Annotated in this window: 22 protein-coding genes; 10 read left to right on the plus strand and 12 right to left on the minus strand. The window is 64.9% G+C overall.

The features are described 5' to 3' along the window. Nucleotides 1–36: 36 nt before the first annotated feature. The 4 genes from NKJ84_RS13775 to hisS all read right to left on the minus strand — a co-directional run bounded on the left by NKJ84_RS13775 (nucleotide 37) and on the right by hisS (nucleotide 5,836). Nucleotides 37–1,803: an AMP-binding protein gene (locus NKJ84_RS13775; protein WP_352506886.1), complete on the minus strand. Its 1,767-nt coding sequence runs from the start codon at nucleotides 1,801–1,803 to the stop codon at nucleotides 37–39. A gap of 472 nt (nucleotides 1,804–2,275) precedes the next feature. Continuing rightward, nucleotides 2,276–2,977, minus strand: a complete 702-nt coding sequence (hisG, locus tag NKJ84_RS13780; protein WP_352506887.1) for an ATP phosphoribosyltransferase — start codon at nucleotides 2,975–2,977, stop codon at nucleotides 2,276–2,278. Further along, complete coding sequence (locus tag NKJ84_RS13785) at nucleotides 2,974–4,095, minus strand: ATP phosphoribosyltransferase regulatory subunit (RefSeq protein ID WP_352506888.1); 1,122 nt, start codon at nucleotides 4,093–4,095, stop codon at nucleotides 2,974–2,976. Before NKJ84_RS13785 ends, hisG begins: the two co-directional genes overlap by 4 nt. A gap of 178 nt (nucleotides 4,096–4,273) precedes the next feature. Beyond that, nucleotides 4,274–5,836, minus strand: a complete 1,563-nt coding sequence (hisS, locus tag NKJ84_RS13790) for a histidine--tRNA ligase (RefSeq protein WP_352506889.1) — start codon at nucleotides 5,834–5,836, stop codon at nucleotides 4,274–4,276. 227 nt (nucleotides 5,837–6,063) lie between these two features. Between hisS and NKJ84_RS13795 the strand changes: the two genes are divergently transcribed. Continuing rightward, the gene (locus NKJ84_RS13795) at nucleotides 6,064–6,318 is read left to right on the plus strand and encodes a hypothetical protein (RefSeq protein WP_352506890.1); all 255 of its coding nucleotides are present in this window, start codon (nucleotides 6,064–6,066) and stop codon (nucleotides 6,316–6,318) included. Between the two features lie 4 nt (nucleotides 6,319–6,322). Here the strand turns inward: NKJ84_RS13795 and NKJ84_RS13800 are convergent, their stop codons facing one another. Further along, complete coding sequence (locus NKJ84_RS13800; RefSeq protein ID WP_352506891.1) at nucleotides 6,323–6,958, minus strand: DNA-3-methyladenine glycosylase I; 636 nt, start codon at nucleotides 6,956–6,958, stop codon at nucleotides 6,323–6,325. Between the two features lie 222 nt (nucleotides 6,959–7,180). Here NKJ84_RS13800 and NKJ84_RS13805 point away from each other — a divergent pair, with 222 nt between their 5' ends. Both NKJ84_RS13805 and NKJ84_RS13810 read left to right on the plus strand, forming a co-directional pair. Continuing rightward, on the plus strand, nucleotides 7,181–7,915 hold the full coding sequence (locus tag NKJ84_RS13805) for a L,D-transpeptidase (RefSeq protein WP_352506892.1): 735 nt from the start codon (nucleotides 7,181–7,183) through the stop codon (nucleotides 7,913–7,915). A 267-nt stretch (nucleotides 7,916–8,182) separates the two neighbouring features. After that, nucleotides 8,183–9,103 (plus strand): bifunctional 5,10-methylenetetrahydrofolate dehydrogenase/5,10-methenyltetrahydrofolate cyclohydrolase, encoded by a 921-nt coding sequence (locus NKJ84_RS13810; RefSeq protein ID WP_352506893.1) that lies wholly within the window; start codon nucleotides 8,183–8,185, stop codon nucleotides 9,101–9,103. Between the two features lie 12 nt (nucleotides 9,104–9,115). On the opposite strand, the gene glcF is transcribed toward NKJ84_RS13810, so the two are convergent. The 5 genes from glcF to NKJ84_RS13835 form a co-directional block, all read right to left on the minus strand. Beyond that, complete coding sequence (gene glcF, locus NKJ84_RS13815; RefSeq protein ID WP_352506894.1) at nucleotides 9,116–10,447, minus strand: glycolate oxidase subunit GlcF; 1,332 nt, start codon at nucleotides 10,445–10,447, stop codon at nucleotides 9,116–9,118. A gap of 68 nt (nucleotides 10,448–10,515) precedes the next feature. Next, nucleotides 10,516–10,899, minus strand: a complete 384-nt coding sequence (locus NKJ84_RS13820; protein ID WP_352506895.1) for a DUF4870 family protein — start codon at nucleotides 10,897–10,899, stop codon at nucleotides 10,516–10,518. Beyond that, a complete protein-coding gene (locus NKJ84_RS13825; RefSeq protein ID WP_352506896.1) occupies nucleotides 10,896–12,152 on the minus strand; it encodes an FAD-binding protein in 1,257 nt (418 codons plus the stop codon). Before NKJ84_RS13825 ends, NKJ84_RS13820 begins: the two co-directional genes overlap by 4 nt. A 222-nt stretch (nucleotides 12,153–12,374) precedes the next feature. Continuing rightward, nucleotides 12,375–13,871, minus strand: coding sequence for an FAD-linked oxidase C-terminal domain-containing protein (locus tag NKJ84_RS13830; RefSeq protein WP_352506897.1), 1,497 nt, complete (start codon nucleotides 13,869–13,871; stop codon nucleotides 12,375–12,377). Between the two features lie 136 nt (nucleotides 13,872–14,007). Beyond that, nucleotides 14,008–15,342, minus strand: coding sequence for a DUF3422 family protein (locus NKJ84_RS13835; protein WP_352475828.1), 1,335 nt, complete (start codon nucleotides 15,340–15,342; stop codon nucleotides 14,008–14,010). Nucleotides 15,343–15,640: 298 nt separating this feature from the next. Between NKJ84_RS13835 and NKJ84_RS13840 the strand changes: the two genes are divergently transcribed. Genes NKJ84_RS13840 through NKJ84_RS13850 form a run of 3 tightly spaced genes read left to right on the plus strand, consistent with a single transcriptional unit; the run spans nucleotide 15,641 to nucleotide 18,445 of the window. Further along, nucleotides 15,641–16,444, plus strand: coding sequence for a FadR/GntR family transcriptional regulator (locus NKJ84_RS13840; RefSeq protein ID WP_352506898.1), 804 nt, complete (start codon nucleotides 15,641–15,643; stop codon nucleotides 16,442–16,444). Nucleotides 16,445–16,499: 55 nt separating this feature from the next. After that, on the plus strand, nucleotides 16,500–17,636 hold the full coding sequence (locus NKJ84_RS13845; protein WP_352475830.1) for an alpha-hydroxy acid oxidase: 1,137 nt from the start codon (nucleotides 16,500–16,502) through the stop codon (nucleotides 17,634–17,636). A gap of 38 nt (nucleotides 17,637–17,674) precedes the next feature. Continuing rightward, nucleotides 17,675–18,445, plus strand: coding sequence for a metallophosphoesterase (locus NKJ84_RS13850; RefSeq protein ID WP_352506913.1), 771 nt, complete (start codon nucleotides 17,675–17,677; stop codon nucleotides 18,443–18,445). A gap of 28 nt (nucleotides 18,446–18,473) precedes the next feature. Here the strand turns inward: NKJ84_RS13850 and NKJ84_RS13855 are convergent, their stop codons facing one another. After that, entirely contained in the window at nucleotides 18,474–18,605 is a 132-nt protein-coding gene (locus NKJ84_RS13855) for a hypothetical protein (protein WP_352506917.1), read from the minus strand. Nucleotides 18,606–18,901: 296 nt separating this feature from the next. Further along, nucleotides 18,902–19,600 (minus strand): type 1 glutamine amidotransferase, encoded by a 699-nt coding sequence (locus tag NKJ84_RS13860; protein ID WP_352506899.1) that lies wholly within the window; start codon nucleotides 19,598–19,600, stop codon nucleotides 18,902–18,904. Between the two features lie 74 nt (nucleotides 19,601–19,674). Between NKJ84_RS13860 and NKJ84_RS13865 the strand changes: the two genes are divergently transcribed. The 4 genes from NKJ84_RS13865 to NKJ84_RS13880 all read left to right on the plus strand — a co-directional run bounded on the left by NKJ84_RS13865 (nucleotide 19,675) and on the right by NKJ84_RS13880 (nucleotide 23,742). Beyond that, nucleotides 19,675–20,337, plus strand: coding sequence for a hypothetical protein (locus NKJ84_RS13865; RefSeq protein WP_352506900.1), 663 nt, complete (start codon nucleotides 19,675–19,677; stop codon nucleotides 20,335–20,337). 31 nt (nucleotides 20,338–20,368) lie between these two features. Further along, complete coding sequence (locus tag NKJ84_RS13870; RefSeq protein WP_352506914.1) at nucleotides 20,369–21,103, plus strand: 16S rRNA (uracil(1498)-N(3))-methyltransferase; 735 nt, start codon at nucleotides 20,369–20,371, stop codon at nucleotides 21,101–21,103. 185 nt (nucleotides 21,104–21,288) lie between these two features. Further along, nucleotides 21,289–22,662, plus strand: a complete 1,374-nt coding sequence (locus NKJ84_RS13875) for a glutamate--cysteine ligase (RefSeq protein ID WP_352506901.1) — start codon at nucleotides 21,289–21,291, stop codon at nucleotides 22,660–22,662. 102 nt (nucleotides 22,663–22,764) lie between these two features. Beyond that, nucleotides 22,765–23,742, plus strand: coding sequence for a DUF937 domain-containing protein (locus tag NKJ84_RS13880; RefSeq protein WP_352506902.1), 978 nt, complete (start codon nucleotides 22,765–22,767; stop codon nucleotides 23,740–23,742). Nucleotides 23,743–23,848: the final 106 nt, after the last annotated feature.

Consider the following 23,848-nt stretch of genomic DNA (forward strand, 5'->3'; position numbering starts at 1 on the left):
AAACAACGCCTCCGTCACGCGTAGACGCAAGCCTTCTCAAGCTGTCTTCTGCGTCACCAATCCCAGTTCGTCGATCATCGCCTGGCGCATCAGGAATTTCTGCGGCTTGCCGGTCACCGTCATCGGCAATTCGGTGCGGAAGCGGATGTAGCGCGGGATCTTGAAATGGGCGATCTGGCCGGCGCAAAACGCCTTGATGTCTTGCTCTGTGGTGATCTGGCCGGGCTTCAGCACGATCCAGGCGCACAGCTCCTCGCCGTATTTCGGGTCGGGAATGCCGAACACCTGCACCTCCTTGATCTTGGGGTGGCGATAGAGGAATTCCTCGACCTCGCGCGGATAGACGTTCTCGCCGCCGCGGATGACCATGTCCTTGACCCGGCCGACGATGTTGCAATAGCCGTCTGCGTCGATGGTGGCGAGGTCGCCGGTGTGCATCCAGCCCTCCGCGTCGATGGCCTCGCGGGTCTTCTGCTCGTCGTCCCAATAGCCCTTCATCACCGAATAGCCCCGCGTGCAGAGCTCGCCCGGCGCGCCGACCGCGACGGTGGCGCCTTCGGCGTCGATGGCCTTGACCTCGACATGCGGATGGACGCGGCCGACGGTCGAGACGCGCTTTTCCAAGGGGTCGTCGACGCTGCTCTGGAACGACACCGGGCTGGTCTCGGTCATGCCGTAGGCAATGGTCACCTCAGCCATATGCATCAGCGACACCACCTTCTTCATCACCTCGATCGGGCATGGCGAGCCGGCCATGATGCCGGTACGCAGGCTGGTGAGATCGAAGGAGGCGAACTCCGGGTGGTCGAGCAGGCCGACGAACATGGTCGGCACGCCGTAAAGCGCGGTGCAGCGTTCCATTGCCACCGCCTTCAGCGTGGCGCCGGCATCGAAACCCTCGCTCGGGAAAACCATGGTCGCGCCCTTGGTGACGCAGCCCATCGTGCCCATCGACATGCCGAAGCAGTGGTAGAGCGGCACCGGGATGCACAGCAGGTCGTCGACGGTAAGCCGGATCGCCGCGGTGACGAAATTGCCGTTGTTGACGATGTTGTTGTGGGTCAGCGTCGCGCCCTTCGGCGCGCCGGTCGTGCCAGAAGTGAACTGGATATTGATGGCGTCGTCCGGTTTCAGCCCGTCGGAAATGCGGTCGAGCCGGTCATGCTCGTCGCGCCCGGCCATCGCCAGCACATCGGCGAAATTGAACATGCCCGGCGAACTCTCCTCGTCCATGCGGATGACGATCTTCAACGCCGGCAGCTTGCTGGCGTCGAGCTTGCCGGGGGTGGCCGTGGCGATCTCCGGCGCCAGCGTCTCGATCATGCCGAGATAGTCGGAACTCCTGAACTTGGCGGCGGTGACGAGCGCTCGGCAAGCGACCTTGTTCAAGGCATATTCCAGTTCGACCAGCCGGTAGGCCGGGTTGATGTTGACCAGGATCAGGCCGATGCGGGCGGTGGCGAATTGCGTCACCAGCCATTCCCAGCGGTTCGGCGACCAGATGCCGACGCGATCGCCTTTCTCGAGGCCGAGCGCCAGGAAGCCGGCGGCGAGCGCATCGACGGTCTCCGACAGCTCTTCCCAGGTAAAGCGCTTGTCCTGCTCGACGAAGACAGCGGCATCGAGCGTGCCGTATTTGCTGACCGTATCGGCAAACAGCGCCGGGATCGTCAGGTTGAGCAGCGGCACGCTGCGCTCGCCCGAGACATGCGCCGTGCCGTCGACCGGCGCAATGAACGAGCCGCCATCGCGCTTGCCGCGCAGGCTGGTGGCATTCTTCAACTCGTCGAGATTGATCGGCATCGCCGTGTCCTCCGCAGACCAGCCGAGCCTATCAGCCCCGCGGGGTGGTGGAAATCCCGTCGATGGTGGGGCTTGCGCTGGAACTCGCCTGTCAGGGCCGAAAACAAAAAACCCGCCTCGGCGGGCGGGTCTTCTGGGCCAATTGGCACCATAGCGAGATTAGTAGCATAGCTGCCGGCACAAAGCAAGAACAAAATTGCTGTGCTTTAGGGAAATCGCTTCGGCTTGGCGTCAGCGGCTTGGCGAAAGCCGAGGCGATATCCGATCTCCCCCCTTGCGGGGGAGATGCCCGGCAGGGCAGAGGGGGGTGTGAAGGATCGCCAAGTTCGACTTCAGCACCCCCAACCGGGAACGGATGAGGCTCCGATTGGCTGACAGGTCGGCGGGACAGCACCCCCCTCTGGCCTGCCGGCCATCTCCCCCGCAAGGAGGGAGATTGGCATCTTGGCCGACGGCGCCTGCTCCGCAATCGTCAACCCGAGTTCACCAACGCCATCCTGGCCGCAATATCGCGCAAGATCGCCTCGTCCGCCGCCGCGCGCGCCTTCCTCGACGCCACGAGACAGGCCTGCGAGCGCAGGATCACGCCATCGGCCAGCACTTTGAGATGGTTGGCGCGCAGTGTCGAGCCTGACGTGGTGATGTCGACGACGATATCGGCCAATCCGGCCGCCGGCGCGCCTTCGGTGGCGCCCAGGCTTTCGACGATGCGATAGACCTGGATGCCGTGCTTTTGCGAAAAGAACTGCTGGGTCAGGCGCCAGTATTTGGTGGCGATCCTGAGCCGCCGGCCATGGCGCTGGCGGAACTCGGCGGCGACGTCGTCGAGATCGGCCATCGTGTCGACATCGAGCCAGATGTCGGGCACGGCGACGACGACATCGGCATTGCCGAAACCGAGGCGGGCGATGATTTCGGCGCGCGCCTCGCAAGCGGCAAGGTTTTCGCGCAGCAGATCCTCGCCGGTGATGCCGAGATCGACCGAGCCCTGGCCGATTTCGCCCGCGATCTCGGAGGCCGACAGGAACGCTATTTCGACGCCGTCCATGCCATCGATACGGGCGCGGTATTTGCGCTCATCGCCGGGCAGGCTGACGGCAAGCCCGGCCTTGGCCAGCACCTCCAGCGCCTGCTCCTTGAGCCGGCCCTTCGACGGCAGCGCCAGCGTGATCATGGCGCCTTCTCCCGCAGCGCCTCGATGCGGTCGAGCCAGACGGAAAAACCGACGCCGGGGATCGGCGTTTTTGCGCCGAGCAGCGTCAGCAGCCGGTCGTAGCGGCCACCACCGGCGAGCGGCCGGTCGCCATCCTGCGCCGCGATCTCGAAGACCAGGCCGGTGTAGTAATCGAGCGGGCGGCCGAAGGCAGCGTCGTAGCGGATTTCAGACATGGGCAGGCCAAGGCTTGCGATCGCCGCCGCGCGGGCGGCAAAATTGTCCAGCGCGACGCCCAGCGAAAGGCCGGCATCGGCGGCAAAGCTTTCGAGCGCCCCGGCGGCGCTGTCGAGCGGCACGTCGATAGCCAGAAACCCCTTCAGCGCCGCAAATGCCTCGTTCGACAGCCGCACGCTGCGCAATTCGGCCTTCTCGACCAGGCGCCGCGCGATTTCGGAGGGCGAACGCCCGGCCGTTGCCGACAGGCCGGCCTCTTCCATGCCGCCGGCGATATGCGCCGAAAGAGCGTCCAGATCGCCATCAAGGACAAGGGCGGCGACCGCGCCGGCGAGCTGGCTGTTGCGCGGCGGATTGGCGAGGTCGGCAAGGGCTGCCTCCAGCATCGCCGCCGAGCCGAAGGCGCGCGCCAGCCGCATGCGCCAGCCGCGCGGCAGGCCAAGCGCTGCCAGCACCGCCTCGAAAATGGTCTGGTCGCCGAGCGTGACCACCAGCTCGCGGCCGGGCAGCACCAACGAGAGCAGCGCATGCGCATCGGCCAGCGAGCGGGCGTCGGCGGCGGCCGTGTCGCGGTCGCCGAGGTCCTCGATACCGGCCTGGAAGAATTCGTTGCCGCCCTCGCGGCGCTGGCGAAACACCTCGCCGAGATAGGAATAGCGGCGCGGCGTGCCGGCCTGGCTGGCAATGTGGTCGAGGCAGACCGGAATCGTGAATTCCGGCCGCAGGCAAAGCGTCTGCCCGGTCTCGCTTTCGGTGAGAAAGATGCGGCGGCGCAAATCCTCGCCGGCCATGTCGAGGAACGGGTCGGCCGGCTGCAGCACGGCGACTTCGACCGCATGGGTGTTGCGCGCGGCGAAGAGCGTCGCGATGTCGGATGCGATGGCGGGGTAGCGGGAGGTCATTGATCGGTTGGGCGCGAGGCACCCCCCTCTGTCCTGCCGGACATCTCCCCCGCAAGGGGGGAGATCGGCAGCTTGGGCCCCGGCACCTTTTCTCCAACGCCGGAGATTGGCGAAAGCAGGCGCGACATCCAATCTCCCCCCTTGCGGGGGAGATGGCCGGCAGGCCAGAGGGGGGTGTTCACGCGCCACCCTTCGCGCGGTCAGCCGCCTGCGCCGCAAGTATCTTCTTCACTTCGGCAACCAGCTCACTCTCCGCCACCGTCACCTGCGCCGGCCGTGCGGCGCGCCATTCGGCGTTATCGGCGATCTCGGCCGACATCCGTGCGCCCTCGATCAGGTCCTTGATCTGCACCTCGCCCTTGGCGCGCTCGTCGCCGCCCTGGATGACAGCGACGGGGCTGCCGCGGCGGTCGGCGTATTTCAGCTGCGCCTTCATGCCGGCGCCGCCGAGATACATTTCCGAGCGGATGCCGGCGGCGCGCAGCTCGGCCACCATCTTCTGGTAGCGGCCGAGGCTTTCCGTATCCTTGTCCATGGTGAGCACGACGACCGGCGCGATGACATCGGAAATATCGAGCTTGCCCAGGTTCTTCAGCGCCGTCATCAGCCGTGAGACGCCGATGGAAAAACCTGTCGCCGGCACCGGCTCGCCGCGAAAGCGCGAGACGAGACCGTCATAACGGCCGCCGCCGCCAACCGAACCGAAGCGCACGATCTGGCCGTCCTCATTGGGGATCTCGGCCAGCAGCTCGGCCTCGTAGACCGGGCCGGTGTAATATTCGAGGCCACGCACGACGGAGGGGTCGATGCGGATGCGATCCTCACCGTAGCCGCTTTGTGCGACCATGGTTCTTATCTGCTCCAACTCTGCAAGACCCTCAACAAACGAGGCGTTCGTGATGCCCAGATGTTCGAGTTTCCTTTCCTCGATAAGATTGCTGACACCGGGGTTGATGGATCCCAGTGTCTGGATAATTTTTTCGGGATCATGCTGCGCCATGACTGTGAAATAGCTGATGACAACGTCGATTTGCGCATTGTCCAGCCCGGCGCCTTTGGTGAAATCACCGCTCTCGTCCTTGCGCCCGGCGCCCAAAAGCAGGCGCACGCCCGCGACGCCAAGCTTGTCCAGCTTGTCGATGGCCCGCAGCACGGTCAGCCGGCGGCCCGCATTCTCGTCGCCGCCGAGGCCGATGGCCTCCAGCACGCCGTCGAGCACTTTTCGGTCGTTGACGCGGATGACGTAATCGCCGCGCTTGATGCCGAGCGCCTCCATCACGTCGGCCATCATCATCGCCATCTCGGCGTCGGCGGCGACGCCCGGCGTGCCGACCCTGTCGGCATCGAACTGCATGAACTGGCGGAAGCGGCCGGGCCCGGGCTTCTCGTTGCGAAACACCCAGCCGGAGCGATAGCTGCGATAGGGTTTCGGCAGACGCTCGTAATTCTCGGCGACGAAGCGCGCCATCGGCGCGGTCAGGTCGTAGCGCAGCGACAGCCACTGGTCGTCGTCGTCCTGGAACGAGAACACGCCCTCGTTCGGCCGGTCCTGGTCGGGCAGGAACTTTCCAAGCGCATCGGTGTATTCGATGAGCGGCTGGTCGACCGGCTCGAAACCGTAGAGCTCGAAGACCGAGCGGATCGTCGCCATCATCTTCTCGACAGCGCGCAGGTCGTCGGCGCCGCGGTCGACAAAGCCGCGCGGCAGCCGCGCTTTCATCTTTTCGGATTTGTCGGCCATGGGATGGGTACTCGGTGTTTCGTGGCGCTTCGGGGATCGGTTAAATAACCGATTTCCACGGCGCCGGTGTCCTAACCGATGCAGCCGGGAGCGGCAAGGGTTTGCGCTTCTCCTTCCCCCTTGTGGGAGAAGGCAAGAAAAAGAAGCTGAAACAATTACGCCATGCGCGCGGCATCGTGCCGACACAATCCGGGCCGATAAGCGCGCCGAAACAACGGGTTCGGGCCATGGCCACGCTACAGAAGTTCGACATCATCGATAGCGGCGCACGCGACGCTTCGGTCCGGTTGCGGCCGGCCGATGGCCATGCGCCGAAGGCGACGAAGCAAATCGCGGGACCGTTCGAGATCGCGGCGCAACAGCGCAACGGGCCGACCATGCGCGACGTTCTGATGACCGGCCTGCTGGTGATCTATCCGGTGTTCGCCGCGCTGGCGGCCATCCTCGCCGGGTTTTTCCTCGCCGGCGCCGGCGGCGCCTGAGCCGCTATTTCGGCCGCTTGAAGGCTTTCCGCTCCGCCTCGACCGGCTCGCGGCAGACGCAGCCCTCGAGATGGTCGTTGACCAGCCCCATCGCCTGCATGAAGGCGTAGACGGTGGTCGGGCCGACAAAGCTCCAGCCGCGCTTCTTCAGTTCTTTCGAAATGCGGACCGAGACGGCCGTCGTCGGGTTGGCGCGCAGATGGGCGAGATCGACGATCTCGGGCCGCTCGTCCGGTCCTGGCTCGAACTTCCAGAACCATGCCGCCAGCGAGCCGGCCTCGTCGATGAGCTCGCGGGCGCGTTTGGCGTTGTTGATGGTCGACACGATCTTGCCGCGATGGCGGATGATGCCGGCATTGCCGAGCAGGCGCTCGACATCGGCGTCGGTGAAGGCGGCGATCTTGTCGACATCGAAGCCGGCGAAGGCCTCGCGAAAATTGTCGCGCTTGCGCAATATGGTCAGCCAGGACAGGCCCGACTGGAAACCCTCGAGGCAGATCTTCTCGAACAGCCGGCGGTCGTCGGCGACCGGCCGGCCCCATTCGTGGTCGTGGTAGTGCAGATAATCCGGCAGGTTGCCGTGCCAGAAGCAGCGGGCGACGCCGTCGGGACCGGCAAGCAGACCTGTCTTTTCGTCCATGGCGGAATTCCGTTCTTGTCCTGGCGTTAACGCGTTTTGACGCGGCCTTTACCGTGGCTTTACCAGATTCCTGAACCGGGCGGTAACCACACCAAAAGCTTTACTGACAGATCGGCATTTTACGCATTCCGATTCATGTTTCGGTGGCCGCTTCGCGCTCATTGTCGGCGAAATCGGGGAGGCTTTGCACCCCGGCATGTTCGACGATCAAGGTGCGTTGCGATGAAGACATTCTTGTTCCCACTGTTCGGCGCCGCCGCCGTGCTTGCCGCCGGTGCCGCCAATGCCAACGACCGCTATGCCGAGAGGCCGCCGGTGGTGGTCAGTCCCGACCTTTCGGCGCCCTGGGTGCTGCAGCTCGGCCATGCCCCGGGCACCGTGCGGCAGAGCCGGCAAGAGGCGCAGCCGCAACGGCGCTATCGGCGCCAGGCCGAACCCGATCAGCTGCGCACCGCAGCGGTGCAGGCACCGGCCAAGCGCATGATCATGCGGCCGCAGATCGACCCGATCTATCTGCCGCAGGAAGTCGCCTATGACGGCCCGCAGAAGCCGGGCACGATCGTCATCGATACGCGAGAGAATTTCCTCTATCTGGTCGAGAAGAACGGCAAGGCGCGGCGTTATGGCGTCGGCACCGGCAAGCCGGGCTTCGAATGGTCCGGCACCCACAAGATCACCAACAAGCGCGTCTGGCCGGACTGGCGGCCGCCGGCGGTGATGATCGCCCGCGAGGCCGCCAAGGGCCGTTATCTGCCGACCTATCTCGCCGGCGGCATGGAAAACCCGCTCGGCGCACGCGCGCTCTATCTCGGCTCGACCGAGTACCGTATCCACGGCACCAATCAGCCCTGGACGATCGGCGGCGCGGTGTCGTCGGGCTGCATCCGCATGCGCAACGAGGACGTGGTCGACCTTTACGAGCGGGTCAATGTTGGCACGACGGTTGTAGTGATGTAATCTGCGGTTGACCTCACCGATGATTCTGCTCAGAAGCCTCGGGAGTATTGAATAACGGGGGACGGGCCGTGTGGGGATGCGGCCAGTCACGAAAGGGCAGCGCGGCAAGCCGTGCTGCCCTTTTTGTTTCCGCCAACGCCAGCAAGAATTGACGGGAAGATTTCGCCGGCACGTCGCGCGACGGGCATGGCGGTTCGTTTTTCGCACTGCCTGTTCGCGGTTGCTTTGCTATGTGGCGGCTAAGTTCCAGACAAAGGCCCTATCTCGATGACCCTCTCCGACGACAGCCGCTATCTCCGAGGCGGCCCGGTTGCCCAACGCATCATCGCCGGCGTGCGCGAGGACGCGGCGATCGCCACCGCCGAAGGCTTTCCGCCCAAGCTGGTGTCGATCACCGTCGGCGACACGGCGGCGGTCGACGTCTATGTCCGCAACCAGCGCGCCAAGGCGGGGCTTGCCGGCATCGGCTTCGAGGAAAGGCGCTTTCGCGCCGACATCACTGCCGGCGAACTCGAAGCGGCGATCCACGGCCTCAACGCCGACCCGCGCGTCACCGGCATCATCATCCAGCGACCGGTGCCGGTGCACATCCCGATCAAGACGCTGCAGGCGGCGGTGCATCCGCTCAAGGACGTCGAAGGCATGCATCCGGCCTCGATCGGCAACATCGTCTACAACCAGCTCGATCTGGCGCCCTGCACGGCGGCTGCCTCGGTCGAACTGCTCAAGGAAACCGGCCTCGACCTGAAGGGGCTCGAAGTGGTGGTCGTCGGCCATTCCGAGATCGTCGGCAAGCCGATCGCTTTCCTTTTGATGAGCGAAGGCGCGACGGTGACGGTCTGCCATCACATGACGCGCTCGGTGGCGGCACACGCACGCCGCGCCGACGCGCTGTTCGTCGCCGTGGGCAAGCCGCGGCTGATCAAGGCCGATATGGTCAAGCCGGGTGCGGCCGTCATCGATATCGGCATCAATTCGGAGATCGGGCCAGACGGCGAGAGCCGCATCGTCGGCGACGTCGATGCCGAGAGCGTTAGGCATGTCGCGTCGTGGATCACGCCGGTGCCTGGCGGCGTCGGCCCGATCACCGTGGCGATCCTGCTGCGCAACACCATGGTGGCGCTCAGCCGCCAGCGCGCGCGCTACCAGGCAACCTACGGCACGGCGGACAGACTGGCGGCCGAGTAGACGACTGGCGGATCACTGGGCCGCGATAGCCGCCCTCTCTTCGCGAACGCCTTCGGGCTTCGGCCCGCCATAGGCCCAGTCGAGCAGCTTTATCGTATGGACCACCGGCAGCTTCGCGGCAGAGGCGATCTGGGTGATGCAGCCGATATTGCCGGTGGCGACGATTTCAGCGCCGGTCGCCTCGATATTCCTGACCTTGCGGTCGCGCAGCGTCGCCGAAATCCCGGGCTGCAGGATGTTGTAGGTGCCGGCCGAACCGCAGCAGAGATGCCCTTCGCGCGGCTCGCGCACGACGAACCCGGCTTTGGCCAGAAGCTCCTTCGGCTGGCGGGTGATCTTCTGGCCGTGCTGCATCGAGCAGGCGGAGTGATAGGCGACGACGGTGCCCGGCTTGCGCACCGGCTCGGGCAGGTCGAGGCTCACGAGGTATTCGGTGATGTCCTTGGCCAGCGCCGAGACGCGCGCCGCCTTGCCGGCATAGGCCGGATCGAGGCGCATCATGAAGCCATAATCCTTGATCGTGGTGCCACAGCCTGACGCGGTGATGACGATGGCATCGAGCCCGCCTTGCTCGATGGCGCGCGTCCAGGCGTCGACATTCTGCCTGGCCGACGCCAGGGCAGCCGCCTCGCGGCCCATGTGATGCACCAGCGCGCCGCAGCAGCCCTCGCCCTCGGGCACCACGACCTCAACGCCAAGCCGGGTCAGCAGCGAAATCGTCGTGTCGTTGATGCCGGGATCGAGCACGGATTGCGCGCAGCCGGTGAGGATGGCGACGCGGCCATTTTTCTTCGCGCCCTGCCCGGCATGGACGCCCGGCGAGGCCATCGGCGAGACTGCCGGGACCGACGCGGGTGCGAGCTTGAGCATAGCGCCCAGAGGCCTCAAGGCCTGGATTTTCTCAAACAGGCCGGCGAATGGCTGGCCGAGCTTCGCCAGCTTGAGCGCCGCGCGGAAACGCGAGGGATAGGGCAGCACGAAGGCCAGCATGGCGCGGGTCAGACGATCGGCCAGGGGACGCTTGTAGGTCTCCTCGATGTGGGCGCGGGCGTGGTCGACCAGATGCATGTAGTTGACGCCCGACGGACAGGTGGTCATGCAGGCGAGGCAGGACAGGCAGCGGTCGATATGGGTGACGATCTCCTTGTCGGCCGGCCGGCCATTTTCCAGCATGTCCTTGATCAGGTAAATCCGGCCGCGCGGCGAATCCAGCTCGTTGCCGAGCGTCACATAGGTCGGGCAGGTGGCGGTGCAGAAGCCGCAATGTACGCATTTGCGCAGGATCTTCTCCGATTCCGCGACATGCGGATCGGCGAGCTGGGCAGCTGAGAAATTGGTCTGCACGTAAACAAATCCTTACCGTTTGAGCATGATCTTTTCCCAAAACCGGTACCCACTTTTGGGGATCACGCTCATAATCCTAGAAACCAGCTTTCGGGGTTCTTGACCGCTTCGCCGCGCTGCAGCGCCTGCAGGCCGAGAATGCAGCGGGCGATGAACCAGACGGCAACGGCGAAAATCAGCACGACACCGATGACCACGATCATCAGCAGCGCCGAGATCAGTGCATAGAGCAGGCCGATCCAGAAGGTGCGGATCAGGAATGTGTAGTGGCCTTCGACGAAGCCGCCGGCCTTGCCGCGATTGATATAGGCCAGGACGATGCCGACAATGCCGCTGACGCCGATGGCCAGGCCGGCGAGATAGAGGATGTAGATGACCAGCGCGTTGGTCGGGCCGGGCTCCAGCCAGCGGTCGGTCTGGCGTGACGTACCGTTTTGGCCTGGATCGCTCATTGTGCTCCTCCCTCGGTTGCCGGCGCGAGAGTAGCAGAGCTTGCGCCCGGCGCCATACGGCCGGGATTGAGGATATTCTTCGGGTCGAATCCGGCCTTCAGCCGCGCCGACAGTGCTGCCAGTTGCGGCGCTTGCGGTTCGAACACCGGTACGGCGGCGCGGTGCGAAGGGGTTGCGCGCACCAGCGTCGCATGGCCGCCGCCATGTCTTCTGATCAGGCCGCGCAACAGGCCAGCCTCGGGATCGTCCTGCTGCATGCGGAGCCAGATCAGCCCGCCCTGCCAATCATAGAAGGCATCGACCGGGGCCTGCATGCGCAGCGCCAGCACCATCTGGTGGCCCCGCGACGGCGCCATCGAGACGCGCCACACCGGCCTTTCGCTGCCATCGGCGAACGGCGCGCAGTCGCGGACACCGCGCCAGACCGAGTACGAGACCGAACCGGAAATCTCCTGCAGCGGCCCAGCGTTTTTCAGCAGGTCTTTCAGCGCGGCAATGCGGTAAGCGACCGACGGGCCGAAGCCCTCGATGCGCAGCAGCGTCGCGGCATCGCTGCCGAGACTGCCGCCGGCGACCCTGGCTGCGACCCGTTCGGGAAGATGGGCAGCACTCGACACTTCGGCGCTGGAACCCAGCGCCAGCGCCATGGCGGCGGCGGCGTGATCGTCGAGCAGGCCGCGGATGGCAAGCGTGACTTCGGTCTCGGCAGCAGGCAGCACCTTGAAGGTGACGTCCGTGAGCACCGCCAGCGTGCCCCAGCTGTTGGCCATCAGCTTGGACAGATCGTAGCCGGTGACGTTCTTGACGACGCGGCCGCCCGACTTGAAGGCCTCGCCGCGCCCGGAAACGGCAGATATGCCGAGAATGTGGTCGCGCGCAGCACCGGCCTTCAGCCGGCGCGGGCCGGAAAGGTTCGCGGCGAGTGCGCCGCCGATCGTGCCTCGCGCTGGCTCACCGCCGAGCAGCGGGCCGTAATCCATCGGTTCGAAGGCAAGTTGCTGGCCGTTTTCGGCAAGCAGGCTTTCGATTTCGGCCAACGGCGTGCCGGCTTTTCCCGACAGCACCAGTTCGGCCGGCTCGTAAAGCATGACGCCGGAGAGTTTGGAAAGATCGAGCGTATGCTCGCTCTGCTGCGGCCGGCCGATGCCGCGCTTGGAGCCGTGGCCGAGGATTTCGAGCGGCGAGTCTTCCGCCGCTGCCCAAGCGACGGTGGAGACGGTTTCCGCTGATGTGGTCGGGGTGAAGGTGGTCATGCGGCAGAACCACCAGTCGTAAATGACGAGAGGCCGCGATCCTTCCCACCCCCCTCTGTCCTGCCGGACATCTCCCCCGCAAGGGGGGAGATCGGATGTCGCTTAGGCTTTCGCCAACCATCAACGCTTGAAGGCGAGCAGGACGTTGAAGCAGCCAATCTCCCCCCTTGCGGGGGAGATGTCCGGCAGGACAGAGGGGGGTGTCCAAGCGCCAACATACCCTCAAAACCTCGGAATGTCCGGAAACGCCACTTGGCCGCGATGCACGTGCATCCGCCCGAGCTCGGCGCATCGCCTCAATTGCGGGAAGACCTTGCCGGGATTCAAAAGATGGTTGGGGTCGAAGGCGCATTTGACGCGCATCTGCTGGTCGAGGTCGATCTGGTTGAACATTTCCGGCATCAGGTCGCGCTTCTCGATGCCGACCCCGTGCTCTCCGGTCAGCACGCCACCGACCTTGACGCAGAGCCGCAATATGTCGGCGCCGAAACTCTCCGCCTTGTCGAGTTCGCCCGGCACGTTGGCGTCATAGAGGATGAGCGGGTGCAGATTGCCGTCGCCGGCGTGGAAGACATTGGCGACGCCGAGCCCGTATTTCTGCGACAGCTCGCGCATGCCGGCGAGCACGCGCGGCAGTTCCTTGCGCGGGATGGTGCCGTCCATGCAATAATAGTCGGGCAAGATGCGGCCGACCGCCGGGAACGCCGCCTTGCGGCCGGCCCAGAAGCTCAGCCGCTGCTGTTCCGACTGCGAAATGCGGCATGTGGTCGAGCCGTTCCTGTAGGCGATGGCTTCGACCAGGCCGATCAGGTGATCGACCTCGACACCCGGCCCGTCCAGCTCGACGATCAGCAGCGCCTCGACATCGAGCGGATAGCCGGCCTGGACGAAATCCTCGGCGGCGTGGATGGCCGGACGGTCCATCATCTCCATGCCGCCCGGAATGATGCCGGCGCCGATGATGTCGGCAACGCATTGGCCGGCCTGCTCGCTGGTCGGGAAACCGATCAGCAGGGCACGCGCCGTCTCCGGCTTCTTCAGGATGCGTACGGTGACCTCGGTTACGACGCCGAGCAGTCCTTCGGAGCCGGTCATGACGCCGAGCAGGTCGTAGCCTTCCGCGTCGAGATGGCTGCCGCCGAGGCGCACCACCTCGCCATTCATCAGCACCATCTCGATGCCGAGCACATTGTTGGCGGTGAGACCGTATTTCAGGCAGTGCACACCGCCGGAATTTTCCGCGACATTGCCGCCGATCGAGCAGGCGATCTGGGAGGATGGATCGGGGGCGTAGTAGAAGCCCTCCTGCTCGACGGCGGTGGTGATGCCGAGATTGGTGACGCCGGGCTGGGCGACGACGACGCGGTTCTGAAAATCGATCTCGAGGATGCGGTTGAAGCGGCTCATCACCAGCAGCACCGCGTCTTCGAGCGGCAGCGCACCGCCGGAGAGCGAGGTGCCGGAGCCGCGCGGCACGACGCGGATGTTGCGTTCGCTGCAATATTTCAGCACGCGCGAGACCTGGGCCACGGTTTGCGGCAGTACAACGACGAGCGGCAATTGCCGGTAGGCGGTGAGCCCGTCGCTCTCGAAGGCGCGCATGGCATTGGCGGCGTCGACGACGCCCTCGCCCGGCACCATGATGCGCACATCGGCGACGATCTCGTCGCGCCGGCGCATCGTGGCGTCGTCTGGTTTCGGCATGGCAAGGCCGGACATCGACAGCCTCCTTCGATCGACTGGTAAAAATCTTTTACCAGCGACAGTGGTCGCTTGCAAATGCCGCGTTGGACGGGATCAGAGGCCTATGGCCGAGACCGCCTTCCGCAGCGGCAATCTGCCGCTGCGCCCCACATTACTCGCCCGGCTGCTTGCCTGGTTCGGAGTGCATGCGGCGGACGCGGCGCACGCCCCACCAGACGAGCACGACGGCGAGCGGCACCGAGGCGGCGGTGACCATTTCCGGCGCGAAGGCATGGCCGAAGATCGAGGCGCCCTTGGCGACGTAGCCGATGAGGCCGACGACATAGTAGGAAACCGCGGCGACCGAGAGCCCCTCCACCGTCTGCTGCAGCCGCAATTGCAGGCGGGCGCGATTGTTCATCGATGCCAAAAGATCGCGGTTCTGCTTCTCGACCTCGACGTCGACCCAGGTGCGCAGCAGTGTGGTGGCACGGGTGAGCTTCGTCGACAGGTTGGCCTGGCGCTCCTCGACCGAACGGCAGGTACGCATCGCCGGCGCCACGCGGCGCTGCAGAAAACCGCCCCAGGTGTCGTAGCCGGGCACCGCCTCTTCATCGAGCGCTTCCAGCCGTTCGCGAACGATGCCGTCATAGGCGCGGCTGGCGCCGAAGCGGTAGAGGCTGGAAGCGGCATCGGCCTCCAGCTCGGCGGCCAGTTCGGTCAAGTCGGCAAGTAGCGTCTGGCTGTCGCGGGTCTCGGCGACCTTCATTTCCAAGGTGGTCTGAGCCAGCCTGTCTTCGATGCGGCGGGCGCGACCGGACAGCGTCAGCGCCAGCGGCAGCCCAAGCATGGCCAGCGTGCGGTAGGTCTCGATGTCGATCAGCCGCTGTGACAGTGCCCCGGTGCGCGCCGGGGTCAGGCCGCGGTCGAGCACCAGCATGCGGGTCAAGCCGTCGCCGTCCTGGCGGAAATCGGTGACGATGGCGGCGTTGCCGCGCTCGACCAGCGAGTAGCACAGGCTGGTCGGGTCGAAGCCGGCGATCAGCCTCTCGTTCGCCGGCGTCCATTTGCGGATTTCGAGCCTAATGCCGGAAATCACCGTGCCCGGCGGCGAAAACCCGTTGCCGAAGGGTGTGTCCTCTTGCCCTCTGCCGTTTTCGGCGAGCGGTCCTTCCCAGAGGTAGGTCGAGAACTCCGTGTGCCGTTCCCAGCGCAGCGAGCCCTTGCCCCATTTCATCGCGTGATGGCGGGCGTGGGGGTCGGGCGCGGCGATGCCGAGGCGTCGCGACAATTCGGAAAGCACGGCCTGATCGACGCCGGATCCAGCTTCGGTCATGAAGGAAAGCTGCACCAGCACGCGCGGCTTTTCGACCAGCGGATGCGGCCGGGCGTGGACCTCGCCGAGCGCGCCGGGCCGACCTTCATGCGCCGGAAAGCCCATGACGGTGCCGCCCACGGCTTTGGCGCGCAGCTGGAATTCGAGGTTGGACGGGTCGGCGTCTGGCACGGCTGGTCCCCCGGGCTTCTCTGAGCCCTTTGGCGATGATGTCTCTCTTGTTCACGGAAACGCCGAACCGCTCTATCTCTTTGATTCTGCGCAATTCCGGACGGAAAACCGTTTCACACTTTTCCTGGAATGCTCTAGAGGCAATCGCCCGAGGACGCAAACGCCCAATTTAGCTGAAGATGATATGGCGCCGCGGCTTCGAAATCGACCCGGCCCCGGCGAATTGGATAAATAATTTGACCAGTTGGCGACGCTGGCTTTATCTTGCGCGACTTCGGTTCAACCCCCAGGACCCCGTTTGAGCGACATTTTCTCCCGGATCGAGCATTCGCGCACCGCCGACGAGGTGGTGCAGCAGATCGAGAGCCTGATCCTCGAAGGCGTGCTGCGCACCGGCGACCGGCTGCCGGGCGAGCGCGAGCTGGCGCGCCAGTTCGAGGTGTCGCGGCCGATCCTGCGCGATGCCTTGAAAGCGTTGGAAGGGCGCGGGCTGTTGACGACACGGCCAGGCGGCGGCACCTATGTCGCCGATGTCATCGGCCAGCTTTTCACCAAGCCGGTGACCGACCTGATCTCGATGCATCGCAAGGCGGTGACCGACTATCTGGAGTACCGCCGCGAGATCGAGGCGGTGGCTGCCGAATATGCGGCGCGGCGTGCCACATCGGACGATCTGGCGCTGCTCGACCGCATCATGGCGCGCATGGACGAGGCGCACCGGACCGCCAATTTCGACGACGAGGCGGAAATCGACATCGAGTTCCATCACGCGATCTGCGAATGCGCGCACAACATCATCCTGCTGCACACGCTGCGCTCCTGTTATCGGCTGCTGTCGGAAGGCGTGTTCCAGAACCGGCGGCTGGTGTTCAACGTGCCGGGCGCGCGCGAGGCGCTGCTTTCGCAGCACCGGGCAATCTATGCGGCGGTCAAGGCCGGCGATCCGGCTGCGGCGCGGCAGGCGGCGATGGACCACATCTCCTACGTCGAACGATCGATGGCCGAGGCCGAGCGCAGCGGCGACTGGCAGCGCGTGTCGCGGCTGAGGCTCAGGCAACGCTCCGAGCCCGGTGACGGTGAGGCGGCAAGAAAACAGCCGTAGACCCTGCCCAGAAAATTCAACGACGAACCAGCGAAGAACCAGCGGAAAAAGATCCATGAGCAGCATTCTCACCATCGCCGACCTCAAGGACCTGGCGCGCCGCCGCGTGCCGAAGATGTTCTTCGACTACGCCGATTCCGGCGCCTGGACCGAAAGCACCTACCGCGCCAACGAAGAGGATTTCCAGAAGATCAAGTTCCGCCAGCGCGTGCTTGTCGACATGGACAACCGCTCGCTGGAATCGACCATGATCGGCGAGAAGGTGACGATGCCGGTGGCGCTGGCGCCGACCGGCATGACCGGCATGCAGCATCCGGACGGCGAGATGCTGGCGGCCCAGGCTGCGGAAGAATTCGGTGTGCCGTTCACGCTGTCGACAATGAGCATCTGCTCGATCGAGGATGTCGCGTCGGTGACCAGGAAGCCGTTCTGGTTCCAGCTCTATGTGCTGCGCGACAAGGACTTCGTCTTCGATTTGATCGATCGCGCAAAAGCGGCGAAATGTTCGGCGCTGGTGCTGACGCTCGACCTGCAGATCCTCGGTCAGCGCCACAAGGATATCCGCAACGGGCTTTCGGCGCCGCCGCGAATGACGCCGAAGCACCTCTGGCAGATGGCGACAAGGCCGCGCTGGTGCGTCGGCATGGCCGGCACCAAGCGCCGGAGCTTCCGCAACATCGTCGGCCATGCCAAGGGCGTCGGCGACCTCGCCTCGCTGTCGTCCTGGACGAAGGAGCAGTTCGATCCGCATCTGTCGTGGAAGGACGTCGCCTGGATCAAGGAGCGCTGGGGCGGCAAGCTGATCCTGAAAGGCATACTCGACAAGGAGGATGCGCTGATGGCGGCCAGGACAGGCGCCGACGCGATCATCGTTTCCAACCATGGCGGCCGCCAGCTCGACGGCGCCTCGTCGTCGATCATGGCGCTCGAAGAGATCGCCGACGCCGTCGGCGACACGATCGAGGTGCATATGGACGGCGGCATCCGCTCCGGCCAGGACGTGCTCAAGGCGCTGTGCCTCGGCGCCAAGGGCACCTATATCGGCCGGCCTTTCCTGTACGGCCTCGGCGCACTTGGCAAGGAAGGGGTTACCAAGGCGCTGGAAATCATCCGCAAGGAGATGGACATAACGCTGGCACTGTGCGGAAAGCGTCTGGTCACCGACATGGGCAAGGATCAGCTTCGGCGCTAAAGTCCCGTGACGGCATGACCACGGAGGCGACGCAGGCATTGACGGAGCCCGGCATCAGTTTCTACGAGGCGCGCGGACCGCAAGGCATGCGCCTTTACGCGATCGGCGATGTGCACGGCCGGCTCGATTTGCTGACCGCCATGCACCGGCGGATCGAGGCGGAGCTCAGTCAAAGACCGTCGGCCGATTGGCGCGTGATCCATCTCGGCGACTATGTCGACCGGGGCCCGGACTCCAGGGGCGTCATCGATTTCCTGATCGACGCGCAAAGACGCGATCCGCGTCACCTGATGCTGGCCGGAAATCATGATCTCGGCTTCCTCGATTTTCTCGATGTCCCCGACCCGGACGGGCTGTTCATGCGCTATGGCGGCATCCAGACGGCGCTATCCTATGGCGTGTCGCTCGGTGGGAGCAGCGCCTGGTTTGGCCGCGCCGATGCGGCATTGCGGCAAGGGCACCCCGCGCTGATCGAGGCCGTGCCGCAGAACCATGTCGAGTTCCTGCGCTCGCTGCCCTTTTCAGTAACGTTCGGCGATTTCTTCTTCTGCCATGCCGGCATCCGGCCCGGCATTGCGCTGGAAAGCCAGAGCCGGCAGGACCTGATCTGGATCCGCGAGGTCTTCCACGACCACACCGGTCTTCATCCGAAGATCGTGGTGCACGGTCATACGCCGGTGGCCAAGCCCGAGATCACCGGCAACCGCGTCAATGTCGACACCCTCGCCTGGCAGTCGGGAAACCTCACCGCGCTCGTCGTGGACGGCGCTGACAAGCATATCCTGACAGTGACGGGTGAGCGGGCGTAGGTAAGGCGTGGGATTATGAGCAGAGAGGCTAGCGAAGCGCGGCGGTGACGCCGTAGCCGTCAACGGCATTGTGGTCGTTGGCCGCGTCGGCGGAATAAATGCCGAGGCCGCACAAGACGATGGCCGACAACATGGCAAAGGACAAAAAGGCTGCTTTCACGGACGTCATCTCTTGTTGAGCTTTCTGCATCTATGCACGAGCGGGTTACCAATGCGTTGAAACGCGAAATACGTCGCAAATGTCTGACGGTTTCGCGCTTCTAGGCATGTTCTGTATCGGCGGTGTGTCGCGCGGGTCACAGCAAAGGTTCATCGCGGTTGCACGCAAGATGCAGAGCGGGCGCCTTTTAGGCTGGCGGACTGACACAGGCCAAGGATGAAACGCGTTATCCCCGGCGGATTTGCCGCCGCGTGCCAAATATGCAACGTCGCCAAATACGTTGGCTGTATGAGCCGTCAGATGGTCGCCACCCAAGCGCGGGCGATGGCCAGGCCGGCGGCATCGGCTTGCGGTCCGTTGCGGGCCATTTCATCGTCGAGCCGGACGGCCCAATCGGGATGCCGCTCGGCGATCAGCGGTGCGAAGGAGGTGCTCCAGTCGCGCACCATCGGACTGTCGGCCTCGAAATGGAACTGGAAGCCGTAGATGGCGCGGCCGATGCGGAACGCCTGGTTCTCGGCGACGGCATTGCCGGCCAGCCGCACGGCAGTCTCGGGCAAGAGAAAGGTGTCGTCGTGCCATTGGAAGATCGGGAATTTTTCGGGCAAGGCGGCGAGCACCGGATCGGCCTGCGCCGCCGCGGTGAGCGCGACCTCGTGCCAGCCGAACTCCGAGGCGCCGCCTATCTGGTTCTCGCCGCCAAAGGCGCGCGCGACCAACTGGCTGCCAAGGCAGATGCCGAGCACCGCGCGATCCCTGTCGGCAAAGTTGCGCGTCAGATCGAGCAGGCCCGGGAAATACGGGCAGAGCTCGTCGTCGAGCGCATTCTGGGCGCCGCCGAGCACCACCATGGCGTCATGCCAGCCGCTATCTTGCGGCAGCGCGTCGCCGCGATACGGCCGGCGCAGGTCGATATCGGCGCCCGCCTCGACAAGCGCCGCGCCGATCTGGCCAAGGCCCTCATTGTCGAAGTTCTGGACGACCAAGACCCGCATCGAAACCTGCTGACATGAAATTGATGCAGCGAGCGATATCATGGCGTCAGCATTGCAGCCAACAGGGAACGCCTATGCCACTGCAAAACCGGGTCGACCCGTTCGGCGCCATCCATGCCGTGCCGGAGCGCGGCCTGTTCATGGGCAATCGCGGCATCATTCACGACCCCGAGACGAGAACGCTGTTGAAGAAGCGCTGGGCGCTGCAAGCCTGGATCATCTGTGTCTGCGAATACGGCGACGTGCGGCGCCAGCCGATGGGGCGCAACCGGCAAAGCGACGACCAATTGGGCGGCAAGGCCGGCTGGACCGAGCTGTTTTTCCTCGACGAGGTGACGGCACTTGCCGCCGGGCACCGGCCCTGCTTCTTCTGCCGGCGCGAGCGGGCCAGGGATTTTGTCCAGCGCTTCGGCGATGCCTTCGGCCTTGCCGAGCCACGCGCGCCGCAGCTCGACAAGCGCCTGCACAAGGAGCGCCTGGCATCGGGCGGGCGGGCGCCGCGACTGAAACCGGAGGCGCTTGCGGACTTGCCGGACGGCACGATGATCTCGTCAGGAAACAGGGCGTACGCCCTGTTTGACGGCGCCGCGCTGCCCTGGAGTTTCGGCGGCTATGGCGATCCGGTGGGATTCGGCGATTTTGCCGACGGTCCAATCGGCATGCTCACGCCGGCGACAACTGTTTCCGTGCTGAAGCGTGGCTACAGACCTGTCTGGTACGCCAGCGCGGAGGCTTGACGCCGGCGACGGCCTCGCCCATTCCTCGGCGATGCGCGCCAATTACAAGATGCAGCGGCTATTCGTGCCGGACGAACTTGGACCGGATATCGAGTTCGACGTCGGCCAGCAGCAGAGCCATTATCTCTCGCATGTGCTGCGGCTCGGCGAAGGCGCCGAAATTCTGGTCTTCAACGGGCGCGACGGCGAATGGTCGGCGGCGATCGCCGCGAAGTCGAAGAAGGCGTTGCGCCTGAAGGTGATGAAGCTGCAGCGGCCGCAGCCGCCGCTGCCCGATCTCGTCTATTGCTTCGCGCCGCTGAAGCAAGGGCGGCTCGACTACCTCGTGCAAAAGGCGGTGGAGATGGGCGCCGGCATCCTGCAGCCGGTCATCACCCAGCACACGCAAGTGGCAAAACCCGGTATCGAGCGCCTGCGCGCCAATGTCGTCGAGGCGGCCGAGCAATGCGGCATATTGGCGGTGCCGGAGCTGCGCGAAGCGGAAAAATTCGAGCGCCTGCTGGCGGGTTGGGACCGCGAGCGGCGGCTGATCTTCTGCGACGAGGATGCATCAACCAACAATCCCCTGCCGGCATTGCAGGCGGTGCGGGAGAGAAAGCTCGGTCTGCTGGTCGGGCCTGAGGGCGGCTTTTCCGACGAGGAACGCAGGATGCTGAGAGCGCTGCCCTTCGTTACCGCCATTCCGCTCGGGCCGCGCATCCTGCGAGCGGATACGGCGGCGGTGGCGGCACTGGCGCTGATCCAGGCGACAATCGGCGATTGGTGATCAATTCCCGTTACCCTCTGGCTCAGGATTTTTCGCTTGATCGGCTACTGACATTTCGTCCATCTAGCGCCGGCAGTGGCCGCGTGTCCTTTCGGACGCGCAAAGGACGCTGTAGCATTTGATTGGGCACCTGATCCCTTCAGAAAATCGAAGCCGGTTTTCGGGGTCATGTGCGGAGGGCTATTATGGCGCGCGATACCACCGATTTCCGGCCGATCGAAGGCGCCGACGAACTCGTCGAGCACCTGGCCGAAGGCAACAAGCCGCGCGACAAATGGCGCATCGGCACCGAGCACGAGAAATTCCCGTTCTATGTCGACGGCAATGCCCCGGTGCCCTATGGCGGCGAGCGCGGCATCCGCGCCATCCTCGAAGGCATGCAGGACAAACTCGGCTGGGACCCGATCATGGATGCCGGCCGCATCATCGGACTGGTCGAGCCGACCGGTCAGGGCGCGATCTCGCTGGAGCCAGGCGGCCAGTTCGAGCTGTCCGGCGCGCCGCTGGAGACGATCCACCAGACCTGCCGCGAAGGCAATGCCCATCTGGCGCAGGTGCGCGAGATCGCCGAACCGATGGGCATTCGTTTTCTCGGCCTTGGCGGCAGCCCGAAATGGTCGCTGGCCGAGACGCCGAAAATGCCGAAATCGCGCTACGAGATCATGACCCGCTACATGCCCAAGGTCGGTACCAAGGGCCTCGACATGATGTACCGGACCTGCACGATCCAGGTGAACCTCGACTTCGAAAGCGAAGCCGACATGCGCCGCAAGATGCAGGTGTCGCTGAAATTGCAGCCACTGTCGACGGCGCTGTTTGCCAACTCGCCCTTCACCGAAAGCCGGCCGAACGGCTTGCAGAGCTGGCGCGGCGAGATCTGGCGCGACACCGACAATCAGCGCTCCGGCCTGCTCGAATTCTGCTTCTCGCCCGATTTCGGCTTTGCCGATTATGTCGAATGGGCGCTCGACGTGCCGATGTATTTCATCATCCGCGACGGTCAGTACCACGACATGACGCACATCACCTTCCGCCAGTTCATGGCGGGCGCTGCCCGTGACGAACTGCCGGACGGGCTGCCGACGATGGGCGACTGGGCGAACCATCTGTCGACGCTGTTCCCGGACGTGCGGCTGAAGCGCTTTCTCGAAATGCGCGGCGCCGATGGCGGGCCGTGGCGGCGCATCTGCGCGCTGCCGGCCTTCTGGGTCGGGCTGCTCTACGACGCGGCAGCGCTCGACGCGGCCGAGGCGCTGACCTCGAGCTGGAGCTATGACGAAGTGCTGGCGATGCGCAACGCGGTGCCGCAACAGGGCATTTCGGCGCCCTTCCGCAACACGACGTTGCGCGAGATCGCCCGCGACGTGCTCGTCATCTCGCGCATGGGACTGAAGAACCGTGGCCGCAAGAACCGCGACGGCTACGACGAGACCTCGTTCCTCAACACGCTGGACGAGGTCGTCGCGCGCGGCACGACCAGCGCCGAGGAGATGCTCTCCGCCTACCACACACGCTGGGGCGGCTCGATCGAGCCGGTGTTCATGGAATACGCGTATTAACGCTTCGCAATCCGCATGAGCCACGGTCCGGCAAATTCGCTTCAATCAGTGATGGAAACGAACTAGGCTTCTCCAACGAGGATTTTCCCGGAGGAGAAAACAATGCCTTCCTTGTTCGATATTCTGGCACAGGCCCAGAACGGCAACGGCATGCAGGCGCTGGCCCAGCAGTTCGGGCTGTCGCAGCAGCAGACGCAGGCGGCGGTCGCGGCGCTGCTGCCGGCCTTTTCGCAGGGGCTCAAGCGCAACACGGCGGACCCTTACGGGCTCGGCTCCTTCATGACGGCGATGGCCAGCGGCCAGCACGCTAAATATTTCGAGGATGCAAGCCGGGCCTTCTCGCCGCAGGGCCTCGATGAAGGCAACGGCATTCTCGGCCATCTGTTCGGCTCGAAGGACCTGTCGCGGGCCGTTGCCAACCAGGCCGCGCAGGCGAGTGGCGTCAGCCAGCAGGTGCTGCAGCAGATGCTGCCGGCAATCGCCTCGATGATGATGGGCGGGCTGTTCAAGCAGACCACCAACCAGCTAGGCGGACAGATGCATGCGGCAGGCAGTGGCGGCAATCCGCTCGGCGAACTCATCGAGCAGATGATGCGGCAGGCGGGCGGCGGCAGCCAGGCACCGGCCCCTCAGCCTGCAGGCCACACGGATAACCCGCTCGGCAAGATGCTGCAGGACATGTTCGGCGGCGGGCAGCAGCCGCAAAGCCAGCCGCAGCAGACACAGAACCCTTATGGTGACAATCCGCTCGGCAAGGTGCTGCAGGATATGTTCGGCGGCGGTGCACCACAGCCACAGCAGCCGCAGAACCAACCCCAGCAGACACAGAACCCTTATGGTGACAATCCGCTCGGCAAAGTACTGCAGGACATGTTCGGCGGTGGCGCACAACAGTCTCAGCCGCATCAGGCGCCGCAGCAGACGCCGCAGCCGCAGACCAATCCGAGCGGCAGGCCGAGAAATCCGTTCGACGACCTGTTCGGCAAGATGTTCGAGACAGGCGCCCAGCAGCGCGACGACTACCAGAAAGGGATGGAGTCGATCTTCGACCAGTTCAAGCAGGGCATGGGCCGGCGCTAGACCAGAAACCGGCAACCCCAATCATCAGTGCCGCCCAAAAAAGAAAGCCCGGTCCTGGGAGGACCGGGCAGCGCGCAGGCTGGCCGGGGGGATCCGGCAGGGAGTG

The sequence above is a fragment of the Mesorhizobium sp. M0048 genome (assembly GCF_040323405.1).
GTDB lineage: Bacteria > Pseudomonadota > Alphaproteobacteria > Rhizobiales > Rhizobiaceae > Mesorhizobium.

What these genes read in the sequence shown, in the direction of transcription:
- NKJ84_RS13775 (WP_352506886.1), bottom strand. Translation starts at nt 1,803, where the DNA reads ATGCCGATCAATCTCGACGAGTTGAAGAATGCCACCAGCCTGCGCGGC.
- hisG (WP_352506887.1), bottom strand. Translation starts at nt 2,977, where the DNA reads ATGATCACGCTGGCGCTGCCGTCGAAGGGCCGGCTCAAGGAGCAGGCG.
- NKJ84_RS13785 (WP_352506888.1), bottom strand. Translation starts at nt 4,095, where the DNA reads ATGACCTCCCGCTACCCCGCCATCGCATCCGACATCGCGACGCTCTTC.
- hisS (WP_352506889.1), bottom strand. Translation starts at nt 5,836, where the DNA reads ATGGCCGACAAATCCGAAAAGATGAAAGCGCGGCTGCCGCGCGGCTTT.
- NKJ84_RS13795 (WP_352506890.1), top strand. Translation starts at nt 6,064, where the DNA reads ATGGCCACGCTACAGAAGTTCGACATCATCGATAGCGGCGCACGCGAC.
- NKJ84_RS13800 (WP_352506891.1), bottom strand. Translation starts at nt 6,958, where the DNA reads ATGGACGAAAAGACAGGTCTGCTTGCCGGTCCCGACGGCGTCGCCCGC.
- NKJ84_RS13805 (WP_352506892.1), top strand. Translation starts at nt 7,181, where the DNA reads ATGAAGACATTCTTGTTCCCACTGTTCGGCGCCGCCGCCGTGCTTGCC.
- NKJ84_RS13810 (WP_352506893.1), top strand. Translation starts at nt 8,183, where the DNA reads ATGACCCTCTCCGACGACAGCCGCTATCTCCGAGGCGGCCCGGTTGCC.
- NKJ84_RS13820 (WP_352506895.1), bottom strand. Translation starts at nt 10,899, where the DNA reads ATGAGCGATCCAGGCCAAAACGGTACGTCACGCCAGACCGACCGCTGG.
- NKJ84_RS13825 (WP_352506896.1), bottom strand. Translation starts at nt 12,152, where the DNA reads ATGACCACCTTCACCCCGACCACATCAGCGGAAACCGTCTCCACCGTC.
- NKJ84_RS13830 (WP_352506897.1), bottom strand. Translation starts at nt 13,871, where the DNA reads ATGTCCGGCCTTGCCATGCCGAAACCAGACGACGCCACGATGCGCCGG.
- NKJ84_RS13845 (WP_352475830.1), top strand. Translation starts at nt 16,500, where the DNA reads ATGAGCAGCATTCTCACCATCGCCGACCTCAAGGACCTGGCGCGCCGC.
- NKJ84_RS13860 (WP_352506899.1), bottom strand. Translation starts at nt 19,600, where the DNA reads ATGCGGGTCTTGGTCGTCCAGAACTTCGACAATGAGGGCCTTGGCCAG.
- NKJ84_RS13865 (WP_352506900.1), top strand. Translation starts at nt 19,675, where the DNA reads ATGCCACTGCAAAACCGGGTCGACCCGTTCGGCGCCATCCATGCCGTG.
- NKJ84_RS13870 (WP_352506914.1), top strand. Translation starts at nt 20,369, where the DNA reads ATGCGCGCCAATTACAAGATGCAGCGGCTATTCGTGCCGGACGAACTT.
- NKJ84_RS13875 (WP_352506901.1), top strand. Translation starts at nt 21,289, where the DNA reads ATGGCGCGCGATACCACCGATTTCCGGCCGATCGAAGGCGCCGACGAA.
- NKJ84_RS13880 (WP_352506902.1), top strand. Translation starts at nt 22,765, where the DNA reads ATGCCTTCCTTGTTCGATATTCTGGCACAGGCCCAGAACGGCAACGGC.